Raw genomic sequence first — 26,164 nt, 5'->3', positions numbered from 1 at the left:
TATTGGTCGTTTAGTTCGTGACCTGTTTCACAGCCGATGCGTCAGAATTCCATCCATGTTCCGTCGATCTGTTTCGTTTGGAGCCTTGCTGCTCGCGTTGCAGGTGGTCATCGTGCTGATGACGACCTGTGCCGCCGGTCTGCTCGCTGCCAAACTGCAGAGCGACCGGATCCGGGACTCCTACAAGGACCGGATGCTGTCCGTCGCGGAGAGCGTGGCGCGGCTACCCACGGTGATCGAAGCCTTCGACTCGGTTGACCCGACCGTGACGATCCAGCCGTTGGCCGAGGTGATCCGCAAGGCGTCCAACGTGACGTACGTGGTGGTCACCGACCACAACGGCGTCCGCTACGCCCACCCGGACCCCAAGCGCATCGGCGAGCGCGTGTCGACCGACCCGACCACGGCGCTGTCCGGTGAGGTCTTCGTCGGCACGGAGACGGGCACGCTCGGCACGTCGCTCCGCGCGAAGGTGCCGGTGCGGGCCCTGGACGGGCGGATCATCGGCATGGCGTCGGTGGGCATCCTCGAGAGCCAGCTCTCGGACGACCTCGCCGAGGACCTGCCGGAGCTGATCGGCTGGCTCGCGGCGGCCGCGTTGATCGGAGTGCTCGGCGCCGCGCTCGTCACGCAGCACGTGCGCCGGCGGACGTTCCGGCTCGAACCGGCCGAGATCGCGCAGCTGCTGGAGACCAGGGACGCGATGCTGCACGGCATCCGCGAAGGCGTCGTGGCCGTGGACGACCAGGAGAAGCTCGCACTCGTCAACGACGAGGCGATGCGGCTGCTGGGTCTCGAGGAGAACCCGAGCGGCCGGCCGGCGGCGGAGGTCCTCGACGACGGCCTGCTGGACCTCGCGCGCGGTGACGACGACGTCGCGGACCGCCTCGTCCTCGCGGGAGAACGGGTCCTGGTCGCGAACCGGATGACGGCCAAGACGAACGAACGCGCCGTCGGTGTCGTGCTGACGTTGCGCGATCGGACGGAGCTGCACGACGCGTTGCGGGAGCTCGACGGCCAGCGCACCGTCACGGAGGTGCTGCGCGCGCAGGCCCACGAGTTCTCGAACCACCTGCACGTCATCGGCGGCCTCCTGGAACTGGACCGCAGTCCCGACGCCGTCGCCTACATCGAACGGGTCGGCGGCGCCGGGTCGCTGACGGCTGACATCATCGACGGGGCGAACGCCGATCCCGCGCTCGCCGCGCTGTTGTTGGCGAAATCCTCCACCGCGCACGAACGAGGTGTGGAGCTCCGGCTGGATCCCGGCAGCTCCGTCGACATTCGTGCGGGCGACGACGCGTTGACCGTGCTGGGAAACCTGGTCGACAACGCGGTCGACGCCGTGGAGACCGGAGGAACCGTGCGGGTGCTGGTGCGCTCGTCGGTGAGCGGGGTGCGGGTGGTCGTGGACGACGACGGGCCGGGAGTGGCGGAGTCGCAACGCGGCCGCATCTTCGACCTGGGCGTGAGCTCGAAGGACGCTCAGGGCGCGCACGGCAGGGGAATAGGTCTCGCATTGGTGTCGAGGGTGGTCACGCGGCGCAGCGGCCGGGTGGCGATCACCGACTCGGAACTCGGCGGCGCGTCGTTCGACGTGTGGCTGCCGGAAACGGGGAACCGATGAGCGTGCGAACGCTCGTGGTCGACGACGACTTCGCCGTGGCGGCGATCCACCGCGGGTTCCTGGAGGCGATGCCCGAGTTCGAGGTGGTCGGCGAGGCGCACCGCGGCGGGGAGGCGCTGCGGGCCGTGGAGTCGCTGCGCCCGGACCTGGTGCTGCTCGACATCCACCTGCCCGACATGTCCGGGCTGGAGGTGCTGTCACGGCTGCGTGCGCGCGGCGGCCCGCCGGTCGACGTCATCGCGGTGACGGCCGCCCGCGAACGCGAGACCGTGCGGCAGGCGATGTCCCGCGGCGTCGACAACTACTTGGTGAAGCCGTTCACGCGCACGGCGTTCCTCGACCGGATGCGGGAGTACCTCGCCCAGCGGATCGAGGTGCAGAGGCTCGGGCAGGTGCTGGACCAGGACGAGGTCGACTCGCTGATGCACCACCGCCCGCGCACCCCGGCGATGCCCAAGGGGTTGTCGGCGGTGACGTTGCGGCTGGTGACCGACGCGTTGCGGGACAGCCAGAACGACCTCTCGGCGCAGGAGGTCGGCGACCGCGCCGGGCTGTCGCGCGTGAGCGCGCGCCGCTACCTGGAGCACCTGGTGACCATCGGCAAGGCGGAGGTGCAGCCGCGTTACGGCATGGCGAACCGGCCGGCGCACGGGTATCGGCTGACCTGAGGCCGTGTCCGGTGTGTTAAATCTTCTGGTGGCAGTGGTTTTCCGTGCTCTCATGGCGTCATGTCGACCACCGCGCTCCTGAGCTTCACGTTCGTCGCGCTGCTGACGGTCATCACGCCGGGCCTGGAGACGCTGCTGGTGCTGCGGACCGCGCTGCTGGTCGGCCGCCGTGCCGCCATGGGCGTCGTGGTGGGCAGCACGCTCGGCTGCCTGGTGTGGGCGACGGCGGGGCTCGTGGGGCTGACGGCGTTGCTGCAGGCGTCCCAGCTGGCCTACGACATCGTGCGCTGGCTCGGCGCGGGTTACCTGGTCTACCTGGGCGTCAAGGCGTTGTGGCAGTCCCGGCGTCCGGCCGAGATCGACGAACCGGCGCCGGTGCCGTCGGTGCGCGCGGCCGTCCGGGTGGGACTGCTGACGAACCTGCTCAACCCGAAACCGGGCGTCTTCTACATCTCGTTGCTGCCGCAGTTCCTGCCCGTCGGTCAGCCCGCGTGGGGTGGTGTGCTGGTGGCGATCCACCTCGGCATCGGGTTGCTGTGGTTCCCCGTCCTGATCACGGCGGCCGGTCGTGCGCGTGCTTTCCTGCTGCGGCAACGGCTTCTGCTGGACCGCCTGTCCGCGTCAGCGCTGATCGCGTTCGGCCTGAAGACGGCGGCGGACGCGCGCTAGCGCTCTCCGGAGGCCGAGCGGTGCCAGGCCGCGAGCGCCACCCTGCTCGGCAGGCCCAGCTTCGAGCGGATGTTGACCACGTGCCGGTCGGCGGTGTGCGGCGAGATGAACAGCTGGGCGCCGATCTGCTTCGACGTGTACCCGTCCGCGACCAGTCCGGCGATGGTGAACTCCTGCCTGGTCAGCCCGCCGGGCAACTGAGGCCTGGGCGGCCGGCGTTCGGAGACCGGCACCGGTTCGAGCGCGAACGCCATCGCCTGCTCCGGGCGCAGGTCGGCGCCGAGCGTCGTGATCACCTGGTAGTCGTCGCCCAGCGAGCGGCGGACCGTGCGGTCGGAGTGGTCCAGCAGCCGGTGGAACGGTTTCATGCCGCTGAACGAGATCTTCGAGATCCGTTCCTGCGACCGCAGCGCACCGAGCAGCCGTGCCGCGCGGTCGAAGGCACCGAGTTCGACGCACGTGCAGGCGAGCAGCCACAGGCTGAACGGGGCGCTCCACGTGTCGCCGAGCGTCAGCTGGATCCGCAACGCCTGGACCACCAGCGGGTGCACCTGCGCCGGGTCGCCGTGCAGCAGTTCGTGGAGGCCGCGGTGCCACAGGCCCCAGGCGTGCGCCCAGTTCACGCCGTTGCTCTCCGCCTGCCGGGCCAGTGCCGTCGTGGCCTTGTCCGATGCCTCGGCGTCCTGCAGGAAGCACGCCGCCATCGTGTGCATCAGTTCGGTGATGTAGATGTCGCCTGGCGACGAGTACTGACGGCACAGCTCGACGACGTGGGCGTACAACGGGACGCAGTCCGCTGAGCCCTCCACGAAGAAGAGATGCGTGGCCTCGGCGAGAACCAGATGCACGTCCGTGATCGGTAATCGCGGCAACGCCCGTGCCTCGGTCATCAACGGGAACGCCACTTCCGCGTCACCGCGCACCTGCGCCATGTACGCGCAATGTGCCAGCAGAGATGTCCGCAGTGGCGCCTCGGTGACGACCTCACGGGCGGCCACGAGCAGGTCCCACGCCTGGCCGAGCATGCCCGCGAACGACGTGAAGCGCGCCCGCTGCACGTTCATCGCCACGGCCGCGCCCACCGCGGCCAGGTCGGGTGTCCGAAGTGCGTGCCCGACCGCCGCGCGGACGTTCGGCCACTCCTCCCACAGCCTGCCCATCCACAGCGATTCGCCGGGCGAGAACCACGAGCGGGCGGCCTCGTCCACGAACTCGCTGTAGTGCACGGCGTGACGGCGCAACGCCTCGTCCGCATCGGTCAGCAGACGGGCACCGAACTGCGACACGGTGTCCGGCAACCGGTAGCGGGTCTCGCCGGTGACGGGACTCGTCGCCGTCTCGACGAGCGACCGGAGAACCAGCGCGGACAACGGTTTCAGCACGTCCGCGTCCGCCACCGCCTCGGCGGCGGCGAGGTCGAGGTCCGCGGGGAACACCGACAGCCGCGCCCACAGCCGCCGTTCGTCGTCCGTGCACTGCTGCGCCGTCCACTCGAGCACCTGCTCCAGCGTGGCCGGTTCGGGGTGGTGGAGGACTTCGGACAGCACGGCACCGCCCGGCTGCGCGGCCAGGACCTCGACCGTGAGCGGCAGCCCGTCCACCGCCCGGCACAGCGCCGCCACCTCAGCCCGTTCCGGCGCCATCTCGGCTCGGTCCAGGAACAACCGCACGGCGTCGTCCCCGTCCAGCGGCGGAACCCGCTGCACCTGTTCGCCGTAGACGCCGAGCGGTACCCGTGACGTCGCGAGGATCGTCAGCCCCTCGCAGTCGTGCAACAGGCGGTGCACGAGCTGCCGCACCGCCTCCAGCAGGTGCTCGCAGTTGTCCAGGACGAGCAACAAGTGCTTGTCGTGCAACGACTCCACGAGCCGGCCGAGACCGGGCTCCGGTGCGTTGTCGACGATCCTCAGCACCGTCGTCACCGTGCGGGCGAGCGCCGCCGGGTCCTGGAGATCTCCGAGCCGCACCCGCCAGGCCCCGTGCTGGAACGCCTGCGCCAGCGCACGCCCGGTCTCCACGGCGACGCGGGTCTTGCCCACCCCGCCCGGACCCGTCAGCGTGACGAGCCGGGCCCGGCGCAGGAGCGCCCCGGTGTCGGCGAGCACGGTCCGGCGACCGACGAACGTCGTGGTCCCGGCAGGCAGATCACCCCGCGCGGTCATCGGCGCATCTTCGCCTAGTGGCGCGGAAGTGCGCCGACGAGGATCACCTCTCCACCCTTTCGGCCTAGCGAGTTCGACCATGCGTGGTGACGCGCCCGCGCGTGCGGATGATCATCTTGCTCGCGAGCCGGAGTCCCTGGCGCGCGTTGAGGTGCGGCAGGTACGCGCGGCTCACCGCGTTCGCGATGCGCGGCAGTGCCGCCGAGTCCGGGTACACCATGAACATCGGCTGGTAGGTCGGCTGGAACTTCGCCTTGAACGCGAACAGCGAGCGGAAGCCGTACACCGGCTCCAGCACCTGCCCGGTGAAGTCCAGGACGCGCTGCAACGCCCGCGGGCGCTCACCGCGGTCCAGCCGGGCGAGAGGTGCCCCGGACAGGCTCAGGAACCGCGCCCCCTCCGCCTGCAGCTGTTGTGCCGCCGAGGCGATCAGGAACTCCATCGAGCCGCGGAACCCGTGCGAGCGGCGGCGCATGAAGTCGAGCGTCCAGCCGACGACCTCGCCGTCCGCGTACACCGGCAGCCAGCTCGTGATGCCGTGCACGGTCCGATCGCCGTCCACGGCCAGCAGGCAGCGGACACCTTCTCCAGTGAGTTCTTCCAGTCCTCCCAACGTGAAGCCCATTTCGGGCAGGCCCTTGTCCGCCACCCACTCCGCCGAGATCGACCGGATCTGGTCCGTGATCGCGTACGGCGCGTCGGCGTACGTGCACCACTCGGCGGTGATGCCGGCCTTGGCGGCCTTGTTCAACGCCGTGCGCACGTCCTGCCACTTCTTGCCGGTGAAGCTCAGCTCGTCCAGTTCGATCACCGTGTCCTCGGCGACCTGCACCGCGGACCACCCGAGGCTCTCCACCGCGGCGCGCGTCTCCGCGCCCACGCTGTAGAGACACGGCGTCCAGCCGTTGCGCGCGCAGAACTCCGCGAACCCGCGCACGGCGTCCACCCGCGCCGGACCGATCGGATCACCGACCGTCAGCGCGATGGTCGACACCACCCGGTACGCGACGGCCGTTTCACCGTCCGGCGTGAACCAGTACTGGTTGCCGCGCCACGTCGTCATGTACGACAACGACGAACCGCCGTGGCGCCGCATCAGGTCACGGGCGTGTGCCGCCTCCTTCTCGCACGACGACGGCCACGTCCGCCACGACGCCATCAGCAGACCGGCCAGCACGATCAGCCAGAACACCACGCCCGTGTACTCGAACAGCAACGCGCCGACGAACCCCTCGGCGGAGAACTGCAGCGGCACCAGGTCGAGGTAGCCGGGCGGCAGGAACCGCGTCGGCAGGTCCGCGAGCAACGCGCCGAAACCCGGCACCGGCGTGAACTGGTCGCGGACCAGGTACCCGCCGAAGACGTACAACGCCGACAACAGCGCGACGCTGATCGCCGTGAACCGCCAGAACTTCACGACGGCACGCCGAGGTAGACGCACGTCGAAGTGCTTGCGCGTCAACAACAGCACGATGATGATCGCGAGCGGTGCCAGCATCGGCACACCGAACGAGACCGACAGCTCCAGCAGTGTGGCGTCCGGGAACTGCGCGACGTACACGACGTACGAACCGATGAACGCCGCGAAAGCCACGTTGAACACCAGCGCCGTCCGCCACGCGAACCGCCGGCCGCGTCGCAGCCCTTCCGCCAGCACGAGCAACAGCAACGCCGGCAGCAGGGACATCACGAGCGCGGGGAACCTGTCGTACGACAGCTGGACCACCATCGTCCGGCACAGTTCGACCGCGTCCGAGGAGCACACCTCGCCGACGTACTCCTGCGACGGTTGTGCGACCGCCACGACGTCCGCGAACCACCACAGCGGCCCGTTCGGGTACGGCGACATCATCGACACCACCGGCCCGAGCGCCGACGCCGCGATCAGCAACGCCACCAGCACCCGCGTCTCCTGCAGCGAACGGGCCCTGGACACCGGCCCGCTCCTGAGGAACAGCGCTCCCAGCACCAGCCCGGCCACGCCACCGGACAGGCGGAGGAGGTCTTCCAGCCAACCTGAGTACAGGGTAAGCACCAGCACCGACAAGATCATCAAGAGCCGGACGCGACGCCTCCAGAGCAGGGGCATCCGGAACGTCAGGGCGAGCACGAGACCCACCGCTCCGATCGACGGCCCCGCCGCGACCGCGCCCATCAGCGACTCGAGCCAGCCCCACTGCACCGCGTGGCCGGCCATCACGACGAGGAGACCCAGGAGCACGCCGGCCACGTGCGACGCCAGGAAGACCGCCGCGGTCCTCAGCGAGCCGAACGAGCGCTCGGCGTAGGGCCCGGCGACGAGCAGGAGCACGGTGGTCGCGACGTCGCCCAGCAGGTCCATCGACCACAGCGCCGAGGTCAGTACGGTCCACCACGGACTGTCCGTGCCGAACCCGACGAGCAGGAGCAGGTCGTCGCTCGCGCCGCCGATCGCACCGGTCAGCGCCCCGACCGTCCAGAAGACGACGAGGAACACGCAGGTCAGCGGCGCCGCGCGCAACAGCCGGGCGATCATGTGACCAGCCCTGTCCGCTGCGCGAGCCACGGCAGCGAGCCGTAGAGGCCCGGCCGCCACACGTTCCAGTCGTGTCCTCCCGGCAGTTCCTTCCACTGCACGTCCATTCCGGCCTTGCGACAGGCCTCGAACACCTCGGCTCCCGCCGGGCGGTAAAGAGCGTCGTCCCTGCCCGCCACGATCACGCCGGAGAGCTGGGGGAACTGGCGCTGGGCGAGGACGTCCAGCGGGTTGACGCGGACGAACGCCGCCTCGTCACCGCCGAACGCGGCTTTGACCGTGTCGGCGCGCGTGCCGAGCGTGGGCTCGCGCTGGCCGGACAGGTCGATGAAGTTGGCGTACACATCAGGCGCGCGCACTGCGAGTTGCAGGGAGCACGTGCCGCCGTGAGAGAGCCCCGCGACCGTCCACGCTTCACGGCGTTCGTCGACCGTGAGGCGTTCTTTGATCCACTTGGGCACGTCGCGAGTCAGGTACGTCTCCGCCTGGCCCAGCTTCGAGTCGAGGCACAGCGGGTTCGCGGTGAGCGAGCCGAGGGAGTCCGGCATGACGACGATCGGCGCGAGGCCGCGGTGGGCGCGCGCGAACTCGTCCATGTTGTCGGTGATCCGGCCGGCGTCGTACCAGTCGCGGGGCGACCCCGGCTGGCCCGCCAGCAGGACGAGCACCGGCAGCCGCGGTCGGGGCTTCGCGGCGTACGCGGGAGGCAGGTAGATCCACGCCGGACGCGTCTTCATGGCACCCGGGATCTCGATCTCGGACAGCGTGCCCTTGTCCGGCAGGCCGCCGCCGGTCCACACGTCGGCCAGCGTCTTGCCGGCGGGTACGTCGAGCACGTCGGAGACGCTGTCCGGCAGGTCGACGCTCGGGTTGTTGAGCACCTCGAGCGCCGCCCGCGAGGTCGGGTACAGCCCGTAATACGCGTTGGTGGCCGTCAAAGCGCTCGAGATGACGACGACCGCGGCGATGACGGTGACCACGCGCGCGTACCAGCGCGACGGCCGTAGCCGTGCGACGGCAAGACTGATGGCCACGAGTGCCGCGCCCAGCCACACCATCAGGATCACCGGCATCGGCTCCGGCCACGGTTTCCACAGGTGGTTGATGACGAGCGTCAGCCCGGTCACCACGAGCGCGCACGCCAGCACGACGATCGGCAGCACGCGGACCCACCAGGTCCGGTTCTTCCGGATCGCCAGGTACGTGAGAGCGAGCACGGCCGCGACCGTGGCGGCCTTGGGGATCGGTCCGTTTATCAGGGACAGATCCAACGGGCTGAGCATGTCCTCAATGCTTCAGGAAGTCTTCAGGAAGCACATCGGTGGTTCGTCTGAGTTCAGGTCCGTGAACATCAGCCTGAAGAATGACAACCCTTCAGACGTGCGGTGCGTCGCGCCAGGCGTTGGTGAGCACTCCGAGCGCCTCCGGGTGGTCGGCGATCTCCGCGGCGCGGGACAAATCGGACTCCGCCATTCCCAGTTCCCGCAACGAGGTCGCCGCGCCGAACCTCGTCGCGGTGTCGTGGACGCGCCTGGTCAGATCGGCGGGTGCCGTGTGGGGGAGCAGCGCTGTGTGCGTGGCGGCGTGCGGCAATCCGAACGTACCGCCCAAAACGTGCGCGAGCTTGTGGTGCAGTCCCATGGGGACGGACGCGAGGCACGTGCCGGCGAGCCACGCCGAGGACAGCAGCTCCGTGCGCGCCTCCACAGTGGACGGGTTTCCGCTCAAAGCGTGCAAAACGCCCTCGATCGCCTTGGTCGCGATGGCGTCGATCAAGGGGTTCTCGTTGCCTCGCGCTGCGACGGCGTGCGCGAGAGCGTTGAGCGCGCTTGTCACCGTGACGTCGAGTGGCAGGTCCAGCGTGAGGTCGACGTCGTAGATCACCGTGTCCGGCTGGATCTTGCCGTCGCGCCGCGTGTTCTTCAGCCCCGACGCCGTCTCGCCGAGCACCTGGGTGACCTCGGAACCCGCGTAGGTCGTCGGAATGATGATCTGAGGCACGCCCGAACGCACCGAGAGGGCCTTCGACAGCCCCGTGCTCGATCCGCCACCGACCGACACGACGCAGTCCGCACCGTGTTCGCGCAACGACGCGAGCGCGCGCTCCGTGACCTCGACCGGCGTGTGCATCGCCGCACCCGTGAAGCGGGTGACGAGCAGGGGACCGAGCTCGTCGGCCACCTTGTCGCCTCCGTGCCGGGCGATCAGCAGCACCCGCGTCGCGCCCAGCCGCTCGGCCTCGGCGCGCACGGAGGAGGCGGTGCCGCGGCCGAAGACGACACGGGTGCGGCCGGGTTCGAAGGTGAAGCTCACGGAAGACGAATATTCGTGAGCGCGGTGCCGGGCGCAACAGCAGAGGGTCAAGCCTTTCGGCTCTGACGGGGCGACTTCGTCACTCCTTAGCGTGAATCTTCATGAAGCGTGTTCGTGTTGTAGTGGCGTTAGCAGGGGCCCTGACCCTGACGCCAATCCCTGCCACAGCGGCGACACCGGCGTTCACCCTGTCCGGCGGCGTCACCGCGCCGATCCACTCGATGGCCGACGCCGTGCGCGAGACCGTCTACGTGGACTCCGGACTCGACCTCGACGGCGACGGCACCCGCGACCGGGTGGCGGCCGACGTCATCAGGCCGTCCACGACCGGGCGCGTGCCCGTGATCATGGACGCCAGTCCCTACTACCAGAGCGCGGGACGCGGCAACGAGAGCGAGGTCAAGACCTACGACTCCGCCGGCGTGCCGGTGAAGTTCCCGCTCTTCTACGACAACTACTTCGTCCCGCGCGGCTACGCCGTCGTGCTGGTCGACTTCCTCGGCACGAACCGGTCGCGCGGCTGCGTCGACGTCGGCGGCCAGTCGGAGATCGCCTCCGGCACCGCCGTGATCGACTGGCTGAACGGCCGCCGCACCGGCTACTCGACCCTGACGGGCTCCGCCACGAAGTCCGCCTCCTGGTCGACCGGCGCCGTCGGCATGATCGGCAAGTCGTGGGACGGCTCGATCGCGAACGGCGTCGCGGCGACCGGTATCGACGGGCTGAAGACCATCGTGCCGGTCGCGGCCATCAGCTCCTGGTACGACTGGTTCCGCTCGGACGGCGTCGCCTACCCCGGCTACAGCTCGCCGACCGGGCTGGGATCGCAGTTCGAGAACTCCAACGCGCGCTCGCGTTGTGCTGCCGTGCGCACACAGATGACGAACGGTTCTCCAGCCAACGGCGACTACACGGCGATGTGGCAGACACGCGACTTCGTGCGCAACGCCTCGAAGGTGAAGGCCTCGATCTTCGCGATCCACGGCCTGAACGACCTCAACGTCAAGACGCTGCAGTACGGGCAGTTCTGGGACGCGGTGCCCTCGACGGTGCCGAAGAAGCTCTGGTTCTCCCAGACCGCGCACGTCGACCCGTTCGACTTCCGGCGCAGCGAGTGGGTCCCGACGCTGCACAGGTGGTTCGACCGCTGGCTGCTGGACGTGCAGAACGGCATCGAGAACGAACCGCAGGTGTCGGCGGAACGCGCGCCCAACCAGTGGGCGGACGACCAGACGTGGCCGCCTGCGGGCACCGTGAGCACCGTGTTGCGTCCTTCTTCTTCGGGACTCGGCACGACAGCGGGCACGGGCACGTCGGCGTTCACCGACAACGGCAGCGGCACACCGTCGAACTGGCTCTCCGGCTCGAACACCGGTCGGGCGATCTACTCGACCGCACCCCTGACCTCCGACCTGCGGGTCGCGGGCACGTCGTCGATCACGGTGGGCGTGTCGTCCTCCACACCGACCGCGCACCTCACGGCCTACCTCGTCGACTACGGACCGGCCACGGTGCGCACCGGCGAGGGCATCCGGACCCTGACCACGGAGTCGTGCTGGGGTGAGAGCCGCACGGGCGACGACGCCTGTTACCGCAACACGGAGGCGACGTCGGGCAACGTGGACGCGCAGATCATCGCGCGCGGCTGGGCGGATCTCGCGAACTACCAGTCGCTCTCGGCCCCGCGCACGATCACGCCGGGGACGAAGTACCGCATGACGTTCCGACTGTCCACAACGGACCACCTGCTCAAGGCTGGCCACCGCCTGGGCCTGGTGATCGGCGGCACCGACTCGAGCGCCATCGTGCGCCCGAGCCAGCTGCCGAGGCTGACCGTCGACCTGGCGGACACGTCGGTGCGGATCCCGCTGAAGGGCTCGGTGCCGTCCGCGTCGGCCGTCCCGCTCGTCGCGTCCAGCGTTTCCGCAGGTACGAAGAGCCAGTTGGGCTAGCGGACCGGACTGTCGGTGCTGCTCGCTAGCATCGGCGGCATGGGTTCAACCGACGATGTCGTTCTCGGAGACGCGCTGCAGGTCCTGCAGCGCGTCTTCGGGTACCCCGAGTTCCGCGGCGACCAGGGCGCCATCGTCGAGCACGTGATCGCGGGCGGCGACGCGCTCGTGCTCATGCCGACCGGCGGCGGCAAGTCCCTGTGCTACCAGGTGCCGGCCCTCGTGCGGTCCGGCACGGGCGTGGTCATCTCACCGCTCATCGCGCTGATGCAGGACCAGGTGGACGCGTTGCGCGCCCTGGGCGTGCGCGCGGGCTTCCTGAACTCCTCCCTGTCGTGGGACGAGCGGCGGATGGTCGAGGCGGAGTTCGTCAACGGCGAGCTCGACCTGCTCTACCTGGCGCCGGAGCGGCTGACGTCCGAGGCCACCCTGCGCCTGCTCGACCAGGGCGAGATCGCGCTGTTCGCGATCGACGAGGCGCACTGCGTCTCGCAGTGGGGCCACGACTTCCGGCCCGACTACCTCTCGCTCACGCACCTGCACGAGCGCTGGCCGAAGGTCCCGCGCATCGCGCTCACGGCCACGGCCACGGAGGCGACGCGCAAGGAGATCCTCACGCGCCTCGAGCTGGGCGACGGGCGCCAGTTCGTCTCCAGCTTCGACCGGCCGAACATCCAGTACCGCATCGTCGGCAAGAAGGAGCCGAAGAAGCAGCTGCTGGACCTCCTGCGCGGCGAACACCAGGGCGACGCGGGCATCGTCTACTGCCTGTCGCGCGCCTCAGTGGAGAAGACGGCGGAGTTCCTCGTCGCCAACGGCATCCCGGCCCTGCCGTACCACGCGGGCCTCGACGGCTCGGTCCGCCAGCGCAACCAGGCCCGCTTCCTGCGGGAGGACGGCCTGGTCATGGTCGCCACCATCGCGTTCGGCATGGGCATCGACAAGCCGGACGTCCGCTTCGTCGCCCACCTCGACCTGCCGAAGTCCGTCGAGGGCTACTACCAGGAGACGGGCCGCGCCGGCCGCGACGGCCTCCCGTCCACCGCCTGGCTCGCCTACGGCCTGCAGGACGTGGTGCAGCAGCGCAAGATGATCGAGTCCTCCGAGGGCGACCTGGCGTTCCGCCGCCGCTCCCAGGCCCACCTGGACGCGATGCTCGCCCTCTGCGAGACGGTCACGTGCCGCCGCACCAGACTCCTCGAGTACTTCAACGAGTCCGGCGTGCCCTGCGGCAACTGCGACACCTGCCTGACCCCACCCGAGTCCTGGGACGGCACCGTAGCCGCCCAGAAGGCCCTCTCCACGATCTACCGCCTGCGCAAGGAGCGGAACCAGAAGTTCGGCGCCGGCCAGGTCATCGACATCCTCCTGGGCCGCAAGACCGCCAAGGTTATCCAGTTCGACCACGACCAGCTCAGCACCTTCGGCATCGGCGAAGACCTCACCGAGGGCGAGTGGCGCGGCGTGATCCGCCAACTCCTCGCCCAGGGCCTGCTGGCCGTGGAAGGCGAGTACTCCACCCTCGTCCTCACCGAGGCGAGCTCCGAGGTCCTGGGCCGCAAGCGCGAAGTGAAGATGCGCAAGGACCCGACCCCCGCCCGCTCGACGACGAGGACCGCCTCCCCGTCCTCAGGCGCAGCCAAGGTGAAGGTCGACCTCCCAGCCGACGCGGGCCCTCTCTTCGAATCGCTGCGCGAATGGCGCGCGGGCCAAGCCCGCGAACAGGGCGTCCCCGCCTACGTGATCTTCCACGACGCCACCCTGAAGTCCATCGCGGCCTCTCGCCCCGGCTCACTGACGTCCCTGGGCGCGGTCAGCGGTGTCGGCCAGGCCAAACTCACCAAGTACGGCGACCAGATCCTGGAAGTGGTGGCCGCCACCGGCCCCGCCACCGACTCCGCACCCCCGGTTTCCGCTCCCTCAGCCTCCACGTCCTCGTCCGCCAGGCCTCCAGCTGCCAAGCCCAAGACGACGAGCACGGGCGGCGCCGCCTGGGGTTCGGGTGCGGAGGCAGACGAATGGCCGGAGCCGGAAGAGCCCGACGAACCGATGGACTGGTAGCGGCCGAAGCCGCGGCGGGTTCAGGTCACCTTCTCGACCTGGGCCCGTTTGATCACGTTCTTGCCGGACTCCCCGACCAGGTCGAAGGCCGCGCTGTTCACCACGACGCAGGCCGATCCGACACCGACGACCGGCACGGTCGTCTGCTTGCCGTTGTCCAGGTTGGTGATCCGAACCGACGTCCCCACCGGCAACTGCGATGAGAACGCCCCAGGCGCCCCGCCCACCGCCGACAACCCGACGGTCGCGCCGTCGCACACGACCTGCCCGACGGTTCCGGACTGCCGGACCCGGGAGGCGGACGCGCGTGTGGTCGGTGTGGACACCGGCGCCGGAGCGTTACCGACGATCTCCACTCGAATGCCGCGGAGAACGCTGCTCGCCCCGCCTGCCTCATTCTCGGCTGAGGACAGGGAATCGAGTGCGGCGGTGTTCAGCACCGCGCAGCCGGTCGAGGTTCCGATGACCGAGACGGTGATCGCTCGGTCGTTCGCGGGGTTCGAGAGGCGCAGCAGAGTTCCCACCGGGAACTGGTCCGACAGCACGCCCGCGGGACCTTTGGCGTTCGCCGCCTTCAGCTGCTGGCCGCTGCACACCTCTTTGCCCGCCACCCCCGACTGCGATGAGGGCGCGCCGGATCCGGCAAGGGCGAAGGCCGCACCCCCGATGACCGTGACGACCGAGAAGACCCCGGCGCCTGCGATCCAGCCCTTCGACCAGCGCATGCACAACACCCGACCTTTCTGTCAGGCCTACGGCCCGCAGATCGGGAAGGTTCAACGGCGCGTGGCGCGGAGCAGTGCCGTCGGGTCGCACGACGCCAGGTGATCGCGCAGGGCGACGTGGGCGAAGCGGTACTCGCCATCGACGCGGGTGAGCAGCAGGCGGTCCTGCGCGAGGTGGAGCAAAGCCTTGCGGCGGAATGACAACTCGCCCAGTGACAGGGGGCGTGTGACGCCTTCGGCGGCGACTTCGGCGAGTGCGTCGAACGGCCAGACGTAGTCGCGTGCGGCGGTGGGGGTCACCAGCAAACCGAGTGCGATTCCCAGTGCGGTTCCCCAGGAACCCAGCGCGCCCATTCCGCCCAGCAGGCCGACCGTGCCGAGTACCGGGACAGCGGGCTGTACCCACCACGGGCGTCCCAGGCGCATGCGTTGTTCTTGTGCCGGGCGCACCGTGCGCCACACACGTCCCACTGCGGCGGCGAAGACTCCGCCTGCCACGCCGGCGGAGAAGCCGACGCCCATACCCGCCAGCACGGTGTAGGGGCCGGTCCAGATCATCGACACCCCTGGGGCGGCGGCGATCAGCAACGCCCACGGCACGGGTGCGACACCCGGTATGAAACCCAACGCCAAGAAGAATGACGCCACCACCACGAACACGTACGCGACGAGATAGGGCCACGGCGTGCCGATCTCACCCAGCCACAAACCGGCGAGCCCGACGAGCAATCCTCCGAAGACCCCGGCGAGGAAACCCAGGGCGGCAGTCACGATGCCGTGCGCGCGTCCGGGTGGATGGAACACGTGCGGCAATTTGTTCACCAGCACGAGCAACGAAGAAGCAGCCACCACGAACACCAAGGCTGGCCACAACCCGAGGCGCAGTCCCGTCATGAACGCGACGGCGCACACACCACCGGCATATGCGGCAGGCACCGCGCGCACGAACAGCAACCACAACGGACGCGTCGGCAGCAGCGGGAGCCACGCACGGCGGTGAGGCATGTGCACGGGCGCGCCGAGGTCCGGGCGTCCCAACCGTGCGAGGAACTTCAACGCGCGGATGGTGGGGCCTGCGCCGCGTTGCCCGGAAAGCCTTTCCACGACGAAGGAGCCCACGAAGTCGGTTCCGATCGTGTCGACCTGCTTGTCCAGGTGCGTCAGGGCCAGCAGGTTCAACGCGAGTGGTGAGTCCAACCGCTCCCAGATGTCCGGGGTGAGGGCTGCTTCGAGGCTGTCGAGCCGAGGGCTGACCGAGGCGATGTACTCGAGGACCTGACCCCGCGACAACGGTTCCACGCACACCGAGGGGAGGTTCTCGATCGGTCCTGTCGAGCAGACGACCGAGGCGAAGGGGGCGAGTTCGGACTCGCAGTGCGCGCGGTCGACAGACGGCACTTCGTCCAGGCCGTCGATGAGCACGGCCACGCGCTCGCGGCGGAGCCAGATCGTTCCGGCCGAGCGGCTGATGCCGTAGCGGCGGTTCATCTCGCGCAGCAGCCACGCGGTGAACTCCGTCGGTTTGCGCGTGCCGTACGCACGCCATGTCGCGAGGTCCACGACGACGGGGATCGGTGCGTCCGGATCGTTTCGTGCTCGTTCGACCAGCACCAGGCACAGTTCGCGCAACAACGTCGACCGCCCGCTGCCGATGGGACCGACCAGGACCATGCTGTGGCCGAGGCGGTCGTAGACGCTCGCGAGGTCGGTCGACGAGACCTCTTCGCCCTCCACGCGCACGGAGAGCTTGGGCTGACGCAGGGCGCCGAGCTTGACCTGCGTCTGAGCCGCCAGGGAGGCGGCGAGCAGTGCTCCGACCCGCGACTCGACGCGGGCGAGGGCGGCGGTGCGGTTGCTGGTCTCATGCCCGCGGAGGCGTTCCCAGAGGGCGAGACCGATCGCGACGAGCACCATCACGCCGACTGCGGGCCACAGCCACCGGCCGAACTCGCCGAAGAAGCCAGGCAGGGCCCCGCCGGTGCTGACGCTGATGGCCGCCGGAAGCAGCAGAACGATGGTGACCAGGCACAACGCGGCCAACGCCGTCAGCCGTGCCGCTCTCGTCACCCCGCTCGGATCCACCTTCACCTCCGCGATCCCGGCGAACGACGGTAACCGTGTCGCCGGGATCGCGGTAGTGAATCCGATCAGGCTTAACTCACACGCGAACCAACCGCCTGTGGCGCCTCAGAACCCACTCCACACAGGTTCTGTCACTGCTGTTGCTGGCCGCCGAAGTTCCGGAGGCCTTCCTTGAGCTTGTCCTCGCCCTTGTCGATGTGCTCGCTGTGCTTGCCACCGGTCTTGTCGTCGGCGAACTGGCCCGCGCGCTCGACACCGTCGTCGACCTTGTCGCCGTGCTGGCCGATGAGGTCCTTGGCCTTGTTCTTCAACTCGTCGAATCCCATGACTGCATTACCTCCCTATGCAGTTCGGGTACCCCACCTGGAATCCCGTACACCTCACTGGATCGGGTGAAGTGCCGCGACCGGGCTCGTCCGTGCCGCGTACCAGGGACAGCTGAGTGATCCGTTAAGGCTTGCCGGGCCGCCACCGGCTCGGCTAGGAAACGCGCATGAGGCGAATCGCAGCTGGACTGGCAGTGGCGGCGCTGGCCGTTGGTTTCATCACGACGGGCACGGCGTCCGCGGACGGTCAGACGGCCCGGCCCGACTGCGGCTACACCGCGACCCCGGAGGAACCGGCCGCGCGGCCCGTGTCGATCCCGCGCGACCCGTGGTTCACCAAGGGCAAGGTCCTGGTCAAGGTGAAGACCAACCAGGGCGACGTCCCGCTGGTCCTCGACCGCACCAAGGCCCCGTGCACCGCGCACAGCTTCATCCACCTGGCGCTCCGCGGGTTCTACAACCAGACCGAGTGCCACCGGCTCACCGCGTACCCGACGCTCAAGGTGCTGCAGTGCGGCGACCCGTCGAACACCGGCGAGGGCGGCCCCGGTTACAAGTACGAGGACGAACTTCCGACTGACCTGCAGCCGGCTCCGAACGACCCGACCGGCGAGCGCCGCATCTACCCGCGCGGCACGCTGGCCATGGCGAACGCCGGCCCCGACACGAACGGCTCCCAGTTCTTCCTCGTGCAGTCGGACTCGATCCTGCGCCCGAACTACACGGTGTTCGGCCAGATCCTGCCCGAGGGCCTGAAGACCCTGGACAAGATCGCGGCCGGCGGCATCGCGGGGGAGAACCCGCTCGACGGCCGCCCGAACGTCAAGTCCGAGCTCAAGTGGGTGCTCCCGCTCGGCATCTAGCGCGAGGCCCAGCCCGTGAGCGCGCCGTAGAACGCGTCGGAGAGCCGCCGGACCACCTGATCGTCAGGTAGTCCGGCGGTTTTCGTGAGGTCGAGGATCTCCCGCGGGTCGAACAACGCGTTGTGCAGGAACCGCGCCACGTCCAGCAGGGATTCCGGCAGCCCCAGGACTGCCAGCACGCCCTTCAACGCCGGGTCCCACGCGTCGCCCGACAGCGCCGCCATCGACTCGGCGCCGCGCAGGCGCTCCAGGAACCCGCGCTGCGAACCGGACCGCACGATCACCGGGCCGTGCACCTTCTGCAGCTTCACCCAGCACGCGGCTTGGTGCTCGAACAGTTCCTTGCCGGTCTTGCGAGATCGTTCGCCGTGTTCGACCAACGACGTCATGACCTCTACGTGATAGGCCACCACGAGAGCTTCCACGGACGGAAAATGCCGATACGCCGTCGCCTGTGAAAGCGCCGCCTTGCGCGCGATCGACTGCATCGTCGCCGTTGCCGGTTCAGCCCGCAGGACGTGCGTCGCGGCGTCCAGCAATCGTTTGCGGTTGCGACGCGCGTCACTGCGGCTGTTTGTCTCCTCCGCCAGAACGTCCTCCCACCCGCGAACCCAGTGCGAGGTGCAGGATAGGGCGAACGATCAACGAAATGAGGCGATTCCGGTCAACGCGTGGCCGATGGATAGCAGGTGGATGTCGGAAGTGCCCTCATAAGTCAGCACGGATTCCAGGTTGTTGGCGTGACGCAAGGGCGAGTACTCCAAAGAGATGCCGTTCGCGCCGAGGATGGTCCGGCTTTCCCGCGCGATCGCGATCGCCGACTCGACGTTGTTGTACTTGCCGACGCTGATCTGCTCGGGCTTGAGCGTGCCGGCCTCCTTAAGTCGCGCGAGGTGCAACGCCAGCAGCATCGAGTTGCTGACCTGCACCGTCATGCTCGCGAGCTTGCGCTGGGTGAGCTGGAACGCGGCGATCGGCTTGTCGAACTGGATGCGCGTGCCCGAGTACTCGAGCGCCGCCTGCAACGAATCCCGGGCGGCCCCGACAGCGCCGAACACGATCCCGAACCGCGCCTCGCTCAAACACGTGAGCGGCGCGCGCAAGGAAGTCGCGAGCGGCAGCCGAGCGCTTTCCGGCAGCCGCACGTCCTGCAGGACCAACTCGGAAGTGACGGATGCTCGCATTGACAGCTTCTGCTTGACGTCCTGAGTCGAGAATCCCGGCGTGCCGCGAGGAACGAGGAATCCTCGAATTCCCTCCTCGGTCCGGGCCCACACCGTCGCCACGTCCGCGAGGCCGCCGTTCGTGATCCACATCTTGGTGCCGTTGAGCACCCAGTCCGCACCGTCGCGCACGGCTCGTGTGCGCATGCCGGACGGGTTCGAGCCGAAGTCCGGCTCGGTCAGCCCGAAGCACCCGATCGCCTCACCGGCGGCCAGCCGCGGCAGCCACTCCTGCTTCTGCTCCTCCGACCCGTACTTCCAGATCGAGTACATCGACAGCGACCCCTGCACCGACACGAAGCTGCGGATGCCGCTGTCCACGGCCTCCAGCTCCAGGCACGCGAGCCCGTACGCCAGCGCCGACGTGCCCGCGCACCCGTACCCCTCCAGGTGCATGCCGAGCACGCCGAGCTTGCCGAGCTCCCGCGCCAGCTCCCGCGCCAGCTCCCGCGGCAGGATCCCCTCCTCGAACCAGGAGGCGATGTGCGGCCGGACGTGGTCGGTCAGGTAGGCCGCGACCGTGGCCTGGATGGCACGCTCCTCGTCGCTCAGCAACGACGGGATGTCCAGCAACTCCAACGGGTCCTGCACGTCACTGCTCCAGCTTCGGCGGGCGCAGCCGGTAGGTCACCGGCGTGCGCGACAGGCGGATGGGGTTCGCGACGAGCGTCATGTCGCCGATCATCGCGGTGGGGCCGAGGCCCAGCGACTCGGCGAGCGCGAACGCCCGCGCGACATCGTTGACAGGACCGCACGGGACGCCGAGGGGTGTCAGAGTCTCGAACCAGTGCTGCGCCGGACGCGCCCGCAGCCGCGCCGAGAGCACCTCGAACAGCTCGTCCACGTGCTCCACCCGGACGGAGTTCGTGACGAACCGCTCGTCGGTGGCGAGCTCCGGCACGTCCAGCACCGAGCACAACCGGCGGAACTGCCGGTCGTTGCCCACCGCGAGCACGATCGGCTGGTCAGCCGTCGGGAACACCTCGTACGGCGCGATCGACGGGTGCCGGTTGCCCATCGGCTTCGGCACCGAGCCGGCCAGCGTGAAGCCCGCGCTCTGGTTCACCATGCTCGACAGCAACACCGTCAGCAGGTCCAGCTCGACGAGCTGCCCCAGCCCCGTCGCCTCGCGGTGCCGCAACGCCGCCAGGATGCCGACGCACGCGTGCAACCCCGTCAGCACGTCGACCAGCGCCACACCGGTCTTCACCGGCTCGTAGGGACCGGGCCCCGTCACGCTCATCAACCCGCCCACGGCCTGCACGAGCAGGTCGTAGCCGGGCAGGTCCGCGCCCTTGCCGGAACCGAACCCCGAGATCGAGCAGTAGACGAGGTCGTCACGCCCCAACGACTCGTAGTCCAGCCCGAACTTCTTCATCGTGCCGGGCTTGAAGTTCTCGACGACGACGTCCGCCCGGGCGATCAGTTCGCGCGCCTCCTCCCGGCCCGCCTCCGTCGACAGGTCGATCTGCACCGACGTCTTGTTCCTGTTGACGGACAGGAAATACGTCGCCTCGTCCTCGTAGTGCGGCGGACCCCACGTGCGGGTCTCGTCGCCCCTGCCGGGCTGCTCGACCTTGACGACCTCGGCACCGAGGTCGCCCAGCACCATCGTCGCGTAGGGCGCCGCCAGCACCCGGCTGAAGTCCGCGATCACCACGCCTTCGAGCGAACTCATGCGCACCGCCTCTGCTGCTTCGACATCGTGTGCCCGGCGCGCCTGTTTCCGCGCACGCCGGCACGCGGCACGGGTCCACGGCCGCCAACCCTTCCGGCCGGCTCGCGTGTTTCCGCGCACGCTTCACACACCGCCGCAAGGACGCGGCACGTGGCCGCCACACCTCGCCGCGGCCTCACGCGACCCGGCCCTTCAGCTTCATCGCGGCCAGCACGCGTTCCTGCGCCAGCTCCCGTGCCGCCACATGTGTTGTGACGCCACGACTTCGGGCCTCGGCGACGATGTGTGCGGCGTTCGCCCGCAGCTTCTCCGACACGGCCTGCAGCACCGTCGCCGGGTTCACCGGGAACGGCGAGTACCGCGCGTCCATCCCGAACGCCGCCGCGACCACGCCGCCGGCGTTCGCGATGAAGTCCGGCACGACCGTGATCCCGCGCCGCGCGAGAACCTCCTGCGCCGCAACGGAAGTCGGCAGGTTCGCGCCCTCGACCACCAGGGTGGTGTCGAGCTCGCCCGCGAGGTCCGCGTCGATCACGTCCTGCAACGCCGCCGGCACCAGCACGTCGCACGGCACCCGCAGCTCCACGCCGAGGGGACGCACGCCGCCGTACTCCCGCACCGCGAGGTCGCCGAACTGGCTTCGCAACGCGAGCAGTCGTGCGACGTCGAGGCCACCGGAGTCGACCACTGCGCCGTGCACCGACGACACGGCGACGACGACAGCGCCGAGCTCGGCGAACCGCTTCACCGCCGCGGCGCCGACCGCGCCGAAGCCTTGTACCGCCACGCGTGTGCCGCGCAGCTCCACCAACTCGTCCGCCACCTCGGCCACGCCGTACCCGGTGACGCCCAGCTCGTCGTACGGAAGACCGCCGAGTTGAGCCGGTCCGCCCATCATAGCGCCGCGGTCCGACAGTTCGTCCTGGACGATCGCCGCGTCCCGTTCGGTGAGGCCCATGTCGAGCCCCAGCACGTACTCGCGCGGCACCTCGTTGGAGAGCTTGCGCGCGAACGACCGCAGCGCCGCCTCCTTGCCGGGAGAGGAAGGATCGAACGCGATCCCCGCCTTCGCACCGCCGAAGAACAGGTCGGCCCCCGCCCACTTCCACGTCATCACGCGCGCGAGACGCGCGATCTCCTCGACCGTCACGTGCGGGCTCATCCGCGTGCCGCCCTTGCCCATGCCGCGCGCGGTGTTGTCGATGACGAGCACGCCCTTCATGCCGGTGCGGCGGTCGGACACGCAGACGACCTTCTCCGGCCCCCACTCGTCCATGAGCTCGAGAACGTCCATCCCATTCCTCACACGCAGTTGAGTTCCGGCCGTGCCTGGTCGGCGGCGAACCTCGACGCGTCCAAACTGGACACGTCGACGAAGGGCTCGCGACCGAGCACGAGGTCGCGCACGACCTCGCCGACCGCGGGACCCTGCAGGAAACCGTGCCCGGAGAACCCCGTGGCGTAGAAGAACCGGCCCGCCGAGCCGATCAGCGCGTTGTGGTCGGGCGTCACCTCGTACAACCCCGCCCACCCGTTGCGAACGCCGACGTCCAGCAGCCTGGGCGCGCGTCTCCCGATCGCCTCGGTCAGGCGGGGGAGCCACGCGTCGGACACGTCCAGCTTGAAGCCCGGCGTCTCGTCCGGGTCGGACATGCCGAACAGCAGTCCCGGCCCCTCGCGGTGGAAGTAGAAGGTGCTGCCGAAGTCGATGGTGAACGGGGTCACCCGATCGTGTAGCTCCGGCATGGGCTCGGTGAACATGATCTGCCGTCGCAGCGGGGAAACCGGCAGGTCAACGCCCACCATCTCGCCGATCTGCCGCGACCACGCACCCGCCGCGCACACCAGATTTCGGGCGTCAACGGTCCCCCGGCTGGTCTCGACGCGAAAACTGTCGGACCCCGTCCCTAGTATCGATTCCACGGTCGTTCTGGTGCAGAAACGGGCACCGGATCGGCGGGCCGCGGTGGCATAACCGAGGACGACGGATTCAGGCGTGCAGTGCCCGTCGTCCGGGGAGAAGGTCGCCGCGAGCAGGCCGTCCGTTTCGATCAACGGCGACATCCGCCGGGCTTCCTCGACAGTCAGCATTCGACTGGGCACGCCGAGGGAGTTCTGGAGGTCGACGTTGCGCTCGAACGCCGTGACGTGTTCCCGAGAGGAGAGGAGGAACAGATAGCCGACCTGGTGCAGATCGATCTCCTGCCCAGGGCGCTGCGGAAAGCGTTGGAACAGTTCGATGGATCGAGCTCCGAGCCTGATGTTCAGTTCGTCGGAGAACTGGGCGCGCACTCCACCCGCCGCTTTGCAGGTGGAGCCGGACCCCAGTTCATCCCTCTCCACGACCACGACATCCCGGACTCCTGCCTCGGCCAGGTGAAAGGCGATGGATGTGCCGATCACCCCGCCGCCGATGACGACCACCTCCGCCCGAGCGGGCAGCTCAGGCGAGGCGGTGGTCAAGGTCCGCCTCGATCTCGAGAGTGTCCATTCGCGTTTTCCGCGGTGCCCCCGCGCGGTCCGAGTTCGCGGACTGCCGGAGGGCGGGGCGGTCGAGCACCGACACGCCCGGCTGCCGGGAGCCGTTGCCGCTCCTGCCGTCTCCGCCGAACGGCAGGTGCGCCTCGGCCCCGGACGTCGATCCCGTCGGCCTCGCCGGACGTGTCCGGCGGGTCGTGGAGACGTGGGCCATGCATCCCACCCTGGTAGGTGCGTGGTGGTTGCGCCAGAGGTCGCAGAACGAAACCTCGCGAAGCCGAGCATAAGCTGGCCTGGTGCTCAACCCGGTCCATCTCCGCACGCTCGTCGAGGTCGTGAAGACGGGTTCCTTCGCTGAGGCCGCCCGTCGTCTCGGCTACACGTCGTCGGCCGTGTCGCAGCAGATCTCGGCGTTCGAGCGTGCGGTCGGTGTGCCGCTCTTCGAACGCGAGGCGCACTCGATCAGGCCGGCCGCCGCCGCACTGCTCATCGCCGACCGCGGCGGTGAGCTGCTCGCCGCGCTCGACGGGTTCGAGCACGAGGTGAAGGCGATGGTGCAGGGTCTGCGCGGGCGCCTGCGGATCGGCACGTTCCCGACGGCGAGTTCGCGGATCGTGCCCAGGGCGCTGGCGGCGTTGCAGGCCGAGCTGCCGGGCGCCGAGTTCCGCCTGGACGAGGCGGAGCCGGACGACGTGCTGCCGCTCGTCCTGACCGGCGAGCTCGACCTCGCGCTGGTCTACGCGTACGACCTCGTTCCGCGCACGTGGCCGGGGGAGCTGACCGTGCTCCCGTTGCTGGACGAGTCCCTCCTGGTCATGGTGCCGGCCGGGCACCAGGCCGCGAAGAACAACGTCAGGCTCGAAGACCTGCGGGACGAACGGTGGATCGCGTCGCGTGACGGGACCTCCGGTGCCACCTGCCTCACGCGGCTGTGCGCGGCGGCGGGTTTCGCTCCCAGGATCACGTTCCGGAGCAACGACTACGAGGTCGTGCAGTCGCTCGTGGCGGCAGGCGTCGGTGTCGCACTGGTGCCCGCGCTCGGGTACAAGGAGCTGCCGGGCACGCACGCGATGCCGTTGCGGCACAAGCCGTTGCGCAGACACGTGCACGTCGTCCACCGCACGGCGAACACCAACCCGCTGTTGCGTGACGCGGTGAACGCACTCCAGGACGTCTGCCGCAGCGGTGTGGGCAGCTACACGAACCAGCCGTGACGGAGGACCGTCGTCACTCGCCGGTCTGGCCGTCGGCGAGTTCGCGCAGCAGGTCCAGGTGGCCGACGTGTCGTGCGGTCTCCTGCGCCACGTGGGCCAGGATCCACCGCACGGTGCGCTCGCCGTCCGCCGCAGTCGCGTCGGGGGCCAGCTTCTTCAGCGCCTCGGCGTTCGCCCATTCCTCGCGATAGGCCTGGATGAGCGATGCGGGGGTGTCGTCGGCGTCGAGGTCCCAGGACGGGTCCGGGTCGCCCTTCCACAGCGACGGCAGGTCGAGACCCGCGCCCGCGATGCCCAGCCAGTAGCGCTCGACGGCGGTCAGGTGCTTGAGCACGCCGAGCGCCGTCAGCTTCGGGGACGTCGCGATCGGGGCCGTCGCGGCCTGCTCGCGGGTCAGGCCGTCGACCTTCAGCACGGCGGTCTTGCGGAGGAAGTCGAGGAACTCCCAGGCGAGCACGCCTTCGTCGGTGGCGTGCTTCTCGGGCCAGGTTCGGGTCACCGGGCGAGTTTGTCAGCCTTCGTCGCGGCGAGGAACGCGGACCAGGCGGCTGTTCCGAGTGCGATGCGGGAGGCGGGAGCCTTGCTGTCCCGCACACCGACGCCGCGCCCGATCTCCACGCAGTCGGTGCCGTTGGGGCTGTAGCTGCTCTTACGCCATTCGGTCATCGCGATCGGCTCCTCAGGAGATGATGCTGACGATCAACTCCTTCGATTCTTCCACGCCCAGCGCGGTCTGATCGAGTGCCTTGAGGATGCGCGAGTAGGCGTCGATGGAGGCTTTGTCGTCGAGATAGACGCCGTGGTTCTCGGCGTCGATGAAGACGACGGAAGGCAACTTGTCGAACTTCATGAAGGTGAAGGAACCTGCCGTGCCCGCGTGAGCGCCGATCGACGTGGGCACGATTCGGTAGGTGATGTACGGGCGGACGCTCATGGTCACCAAGTGGTCCAGCTGATCCGACATCACCTCAGGGCTGCCGATGGGAAGCCGCAGCGCCTGTTCGTGGATGAAGAAGGTCATCGCGCACCGGCGGTTGATCAGCTGTTGCTGGCGCGCGGTCCGGGTGGCGACGCGTTCGTCGGCTTCCTTCGCGGGTGAGTTCGGATTGCCTGCGATCAACGCGCGCAGGTAGTCCGGGAGTTGGAGCAGACCGGGGATGAGATGCGTGCTCCAGCAGATCACCTCCGTGGCGACCTTCTCGTTCTCGCCGAGGGTGCGCGGCCAGCCGGGGGACCTCTCGCCGTGGACCTGGAGCCAGCCGGACCGGTCCGCCTCGCGGAACATCGTCAGCAGGTGGTCCGACTCGGCGATCGGGGTGCGGCACACGCCCAGCAGCCGGACGAGGTCGTGCTCGCTGATGCCGCCTTTGCCGTTCATCAGGTCGGACAGCTTGGCAGGATCCCACCCGGCGAGTTGTGATGCGCCTCGGCCGGTGAGGCCTGCACTTTCGATGGCCGCGCGTATGCCCGCGCCGAACTCGCGGCCTCGGACCGTGGAGTCTCTCTTTGGCATGAAATGACGTTAGGGCCAAACAACGAGCGATTCCAACAGGATCCGCCGAATTCAGCCGAAGAGGGGTGCGTGGTGGAAGGCTTCCAACGTCCTAA

At 69.1% G+C, this 26,164-nt stretch carries 23 protein-coding genes; 7 read left to right on the top strand and 16 right to left on the bottom strand.

The features are described from left to right. Nucleotides 1–55: 55 nt before the first annotated feature. Genes IE307_RS29845 through IE307_RS29835 form a run of 3 tightly spaced genes read left to right on the top strand, consistent with a single transcriptional unit; the run spans nt 56 to nt 2,964 of the window. A complete protein-coding gene (locus IE307_RS29845; protein ID WP_191302715.1) occupies nt 56–1,627 on the top strand; it encodes an ATP-binding protein in 1,572 nt (523 codons plus the stop codon). Beyond that, nucleotides 1,624–2,295 carry a response regulator gene (locus IE307_RS29840; protein WP_191302714.1) on the top strand — a complete coding sequence of 224 codons (672 nt, stop codon included), beginning with the start codon at nt 1,624–1,626 and terminating at the stop codon, nt 2,293–2,295. Before IE307_RS29845 ends, IE307_RS29840 begins: the two co-directional genes overlap by 4 nt. Nucleotides 2,296–2,355: 60 nt before the next feature. Next, nucleotides 2,356–2,964 (top strand): LysE family translocator, encoded by a 609-nt coding sequence (locus tag IE307_RS29835; RefSeq protein WP_191302713.1) that lies wholly within the window; start codon nt 2,356–2,358, stop codon nt 2,962–2,964. Here the strand turns inward: IE307_RS29835 and IE307_RS29830 are convergent. The 4 genes from IE307_RS29830 to IE307_RS29815 form a co-directional block, all read right to left on the bottom strand. Next, nucleotides 2,961–5,126 carry an ATP-binding protein gene (locus IE307_RS29830; protein ID WP_191302712.1) on the bottom strand — a complete coding sequence of 722 codons (2,166 nt, stop codon included), beginning with the start codon at nt 5,124–5,126 and terminating at the stop codon, nt 2,961–2,963. The genes IE307_RS29835 and IE307_RS29830 overlap by 4 nt on opposite strands. A gap of 64 nt (nt 5,127–5,190) precedes the next feature. Beyond that, nucleotides 5,191–7,641: a rhomboid family intramembrane serine protease gene (locus tag IE307_RS29825; RefSeq protein ID WP_191302711.1), complete on the bottom strand. Its 2,451-nt coding sequence runs from the start codon at nt 7,639–7,641 to the stop codon at nt 5,191–5,193. Then, on the bottom strand, nt 7,638–8,924 hold the full coding sequence (locus IE307_RS29820; protein WP_191302710.1) for an alpha/beta hydrolase: 1,287 nt from the start codon (nt 8,922–8,924) through the stop codon (nt 7,638–7,640). Before IE307_RS29820 ends, IE307_RS29825 begins: the two co-directional genes overlap by 4 nt. A gap of 91 nt (nt 8,925–9,015) precedes the next feature. Further along, nucleotides 9,016–9,954 carry a maleylacetate reductase gene (locus IE307_RS29815; RefSeq protein ID WP_191302709.1) on the bottom strand — a complete coding sequence of 313 codons (939 nt, stop codon included), beginning with the start codon at nt 9,952–9,954 and terminating at the stop codon, nt 9,016–9,018. A gap of 101 nt (nt 9,955–10,055) precedes the next feature. On the opposite strand from IE307_RS29815, the gene IE307_RS29810 reads away from it, so the two are divergent. Together IE307_RS29810 and recQ are read left to right on the top strand one after the other, a co-directional pair. After that, entirely contained in the window at nt 10,056–11,906 is a 1,851-nt protein-coding gene (locus IE307_RS29810) for a Xaa-Pro dipeptidyl-peptidase (RefSeq protein ID WP_191302708.1), read from the top strand. 39 nt (nt 11,907–11,945) lie between these two features. Then, complete coding sequence (recQ, locus tag IE307_RS29805) at nt 11,946–13,967, top strand: DNA helicase RecQ (protein WP_191302707.1); 2,022 nt, start codon at nt 11,946–11,948, stop codon at nt 13,965–13,967. A 20-nt stretch (nt 13,968–13,987) separates the two neighbouring features. Here recQ and IE307_RS29800 read toward each other — a convergent pair whose 3' ends face one another. The 3 genes from IE307_RS29800 to IE307_RS29790 form a co-directional block, all read right to left on the bottom strand. Continuing rightward, complete coding sequence (locus tag IE307_RS29800) at nt 13,988–14,692, bottom strand: RlpA-like double-psi beta-barrel domain-containing protein (RefSeq protein ID WP_191302706.1); 705 nt, start codon at nt 14,690–14,692, stop codon at nt 13,988–13,990. Between the two features lie 51 nt (nt 14,693–14,743). Next, nucleotides 14,744–16,774 carry an NACHT domain-containing protein gene (locus IE307_RS29795; protein WP_229905205.1) on the bottom strand — a complete coding sequence of 677 codons (2,031 nt, stop codon included), beginning with the start codon at nt 16,772–16,774 and terminating at the stop codon, nt 14,744–14,746. 131 nt (nt 16,775–16,905) lie between these two features. Further along, complete coding sequence (locus IE307_RS29790) at nt 16,906–17,100, bottom strand: antitoxin (RefSeq protein ID WP_191302704.1); 195 nt, start codon at nt 17,098–17,100, stop codon at nt 16,906–16,908. A 167-nt stretch (nt 17,101–17,267) separates the two neighbouring features. On the opposite strand from IE307_RS29790, the gene IE307_RS29785 reads away from it, so the two are divergent. Beyond that, nucleotides 17,268–17,963, top strand: a complete 696-nt coding sequence (locus tag IE307_RS29785) for a peptidylprolyl isomerase (protein ID WP_191302703.1) — start codon at nt 17,268–17,270, stop codon at nt 17,961–17,963. Here IE307_RS29785 and IE307_RS29780 read toward each other — a convergent pair. The 6 genes from IE307_RS29780 to IE307_RS47010 form a co-directional block, all read right to left on the bottom strand. Next, the gene (locus IE307_RS29780) at nt 17,960–18,502 is read right to left on the bottom strand and encodes a TetR/AcrR family transcriptional regulator (RefSeq protein ID WP_191302702.1); all 543 of its coding nucleotides are present in this window, start codon (nt 18,500–18,502) and stop codon (nt 17,960–17,962) included. The genes IE307_RS29785 and IE307_RS29780 overlap by 4 nt on opposite strands. Before the next feature lie 102 nt (nt 18,503–18,604). Continuing rightward, entirely contained in the window at nt 18,605–19,777 is a 1,173-nt protein-coding gene (locus tag IE307_RS29775; protein ID WP_191302701.1) for an acyl-CoA dehydrogenase family protein, read from the bottom strand. Between the two features lies 1 nt (nt 19,778). Then, nucleotides 19,779–20,864: a CaiB/BaiF CoA transferase family protein gene (locus tag IE307_RS29770; protein ID WP_191302700.1), complete on the bottom strand. Its 1,086-nt coding sequence runs from the start codon at nt 20,862–20,864 to the stop codon at nt 19,779–19,781. Nucleotides 20,865–21,039: 175 nt separating this feature from the next. Further along, complete coding sequence (locus IE307_RS29765; protein WP_191302699.1) at nt 21,040–22,158, bottom strand: Glu/Leu/Phe/Val family dehydrogenase; 1,119 nt, start codon at nt 22,156–22,158, stop codon at nt 21,040–21,042. A gap of 8 nt (nt 22,159–22,166) precedes the next feature. Beyond that, entirely contained in the window at nt 22,167–23,327 is a 1,161-nt protein-coding gene (locus IE307_RS29760) for an NAD(P)/FAD-dependent oxidoreductase (RefSeq protein WP_229905201.1), read from the bottom strand. Continuing rightward, entirely contained in the window at nt 23,308–23,556 is a 249-nt protein-coding gene (locus IE307_RS47010) for a hypothetical protein (protein WP_229905200.1), read from the bottom strand. The genes IE307_RS29760 and IE307_RS47010 overlap by 20 nt, the downstream gene beginning before the upstream one ends. Nucleotides 23,557–23,638: 82 nt before the next feature. Between IE307_RS47010 and IE307_RS29755 the strand changes: the two genes are divergently transcribed. Beyond that, nucleotides 23,639–24,556 carry a LysR family transcriptional regulator gene (locus tag IE307_RS29755; protein ID WP_191302697.1) on the top strand — a complete coding sequence of 306 codons (918 nt, stop codon included), beginning with the start codon at nt 23,639–23,641 and terminating at the stop codon, nt 24,554–24,556. A 13-nt stretch (nt 24,557–24,569) separates the two neighbouring features. Here the strand turns inward: IE307_RS29755 and IE307_RS29750 are convergent, their stop codons facing one another. From IE307_RS29750 to IE307_RS29740, 3 genes are read right to left on the bottom strand one after another with little or no spacing between them, the layout of a single operon-like run. Next, entirely contained in the window at nt 24,570–25,055 is a 486-nt protein-coding gene (locus IE307_RS29750) for a DinB family protein (protein ID WP_191302696.1), read from the bottom strand. Then, the gene (locus tag IE307_RS29745) at nt 25,052–25,222 is read right to left on the bottom strand and encodes a DUF397 domain-containing protein (RefSeq protein WP_191302695.1); all 171 of its coding nucleotides are present in this window, start codon (nt 25,220–25,222) and stop codon (nt 25,052–25,054) included. The genes IE307_RS29750 and IE307_RS29745 overlap by 4 nt, the downstream gene beginning before the upstream one ends. A 13-nt stretch (nt 25,223–25,235) precedes the next feature. Beyond that, complete coding sequence (locus IE307_RS29740; RefSeq protein ID WP_191302694.1) at nt 25,236–26,069, bottom strand: helix-turn-helix domain-containing protein; 834 nt, start codon at nt 26,067–26,069, stop codon at nt 25,236–25,238. Nucleotides 26,070–26,164: the final 95 nt, after the last annotated feature.

Origin of the sequence: Lentzea cavernae (assembly GCF_014653695.1) — a bacterium.
GTDB classification, from domain to species: Bacteria; Actinomycetota; Actinomycetes; order Mycobacteriales; family Pseudonocardiaceae; genus Lentzea; species Lentzea cavernae.
Note: the sequence above shows the minus strand (reverse complement) of the source record. Positions and strands in the feature narration are given on the sequence as shown.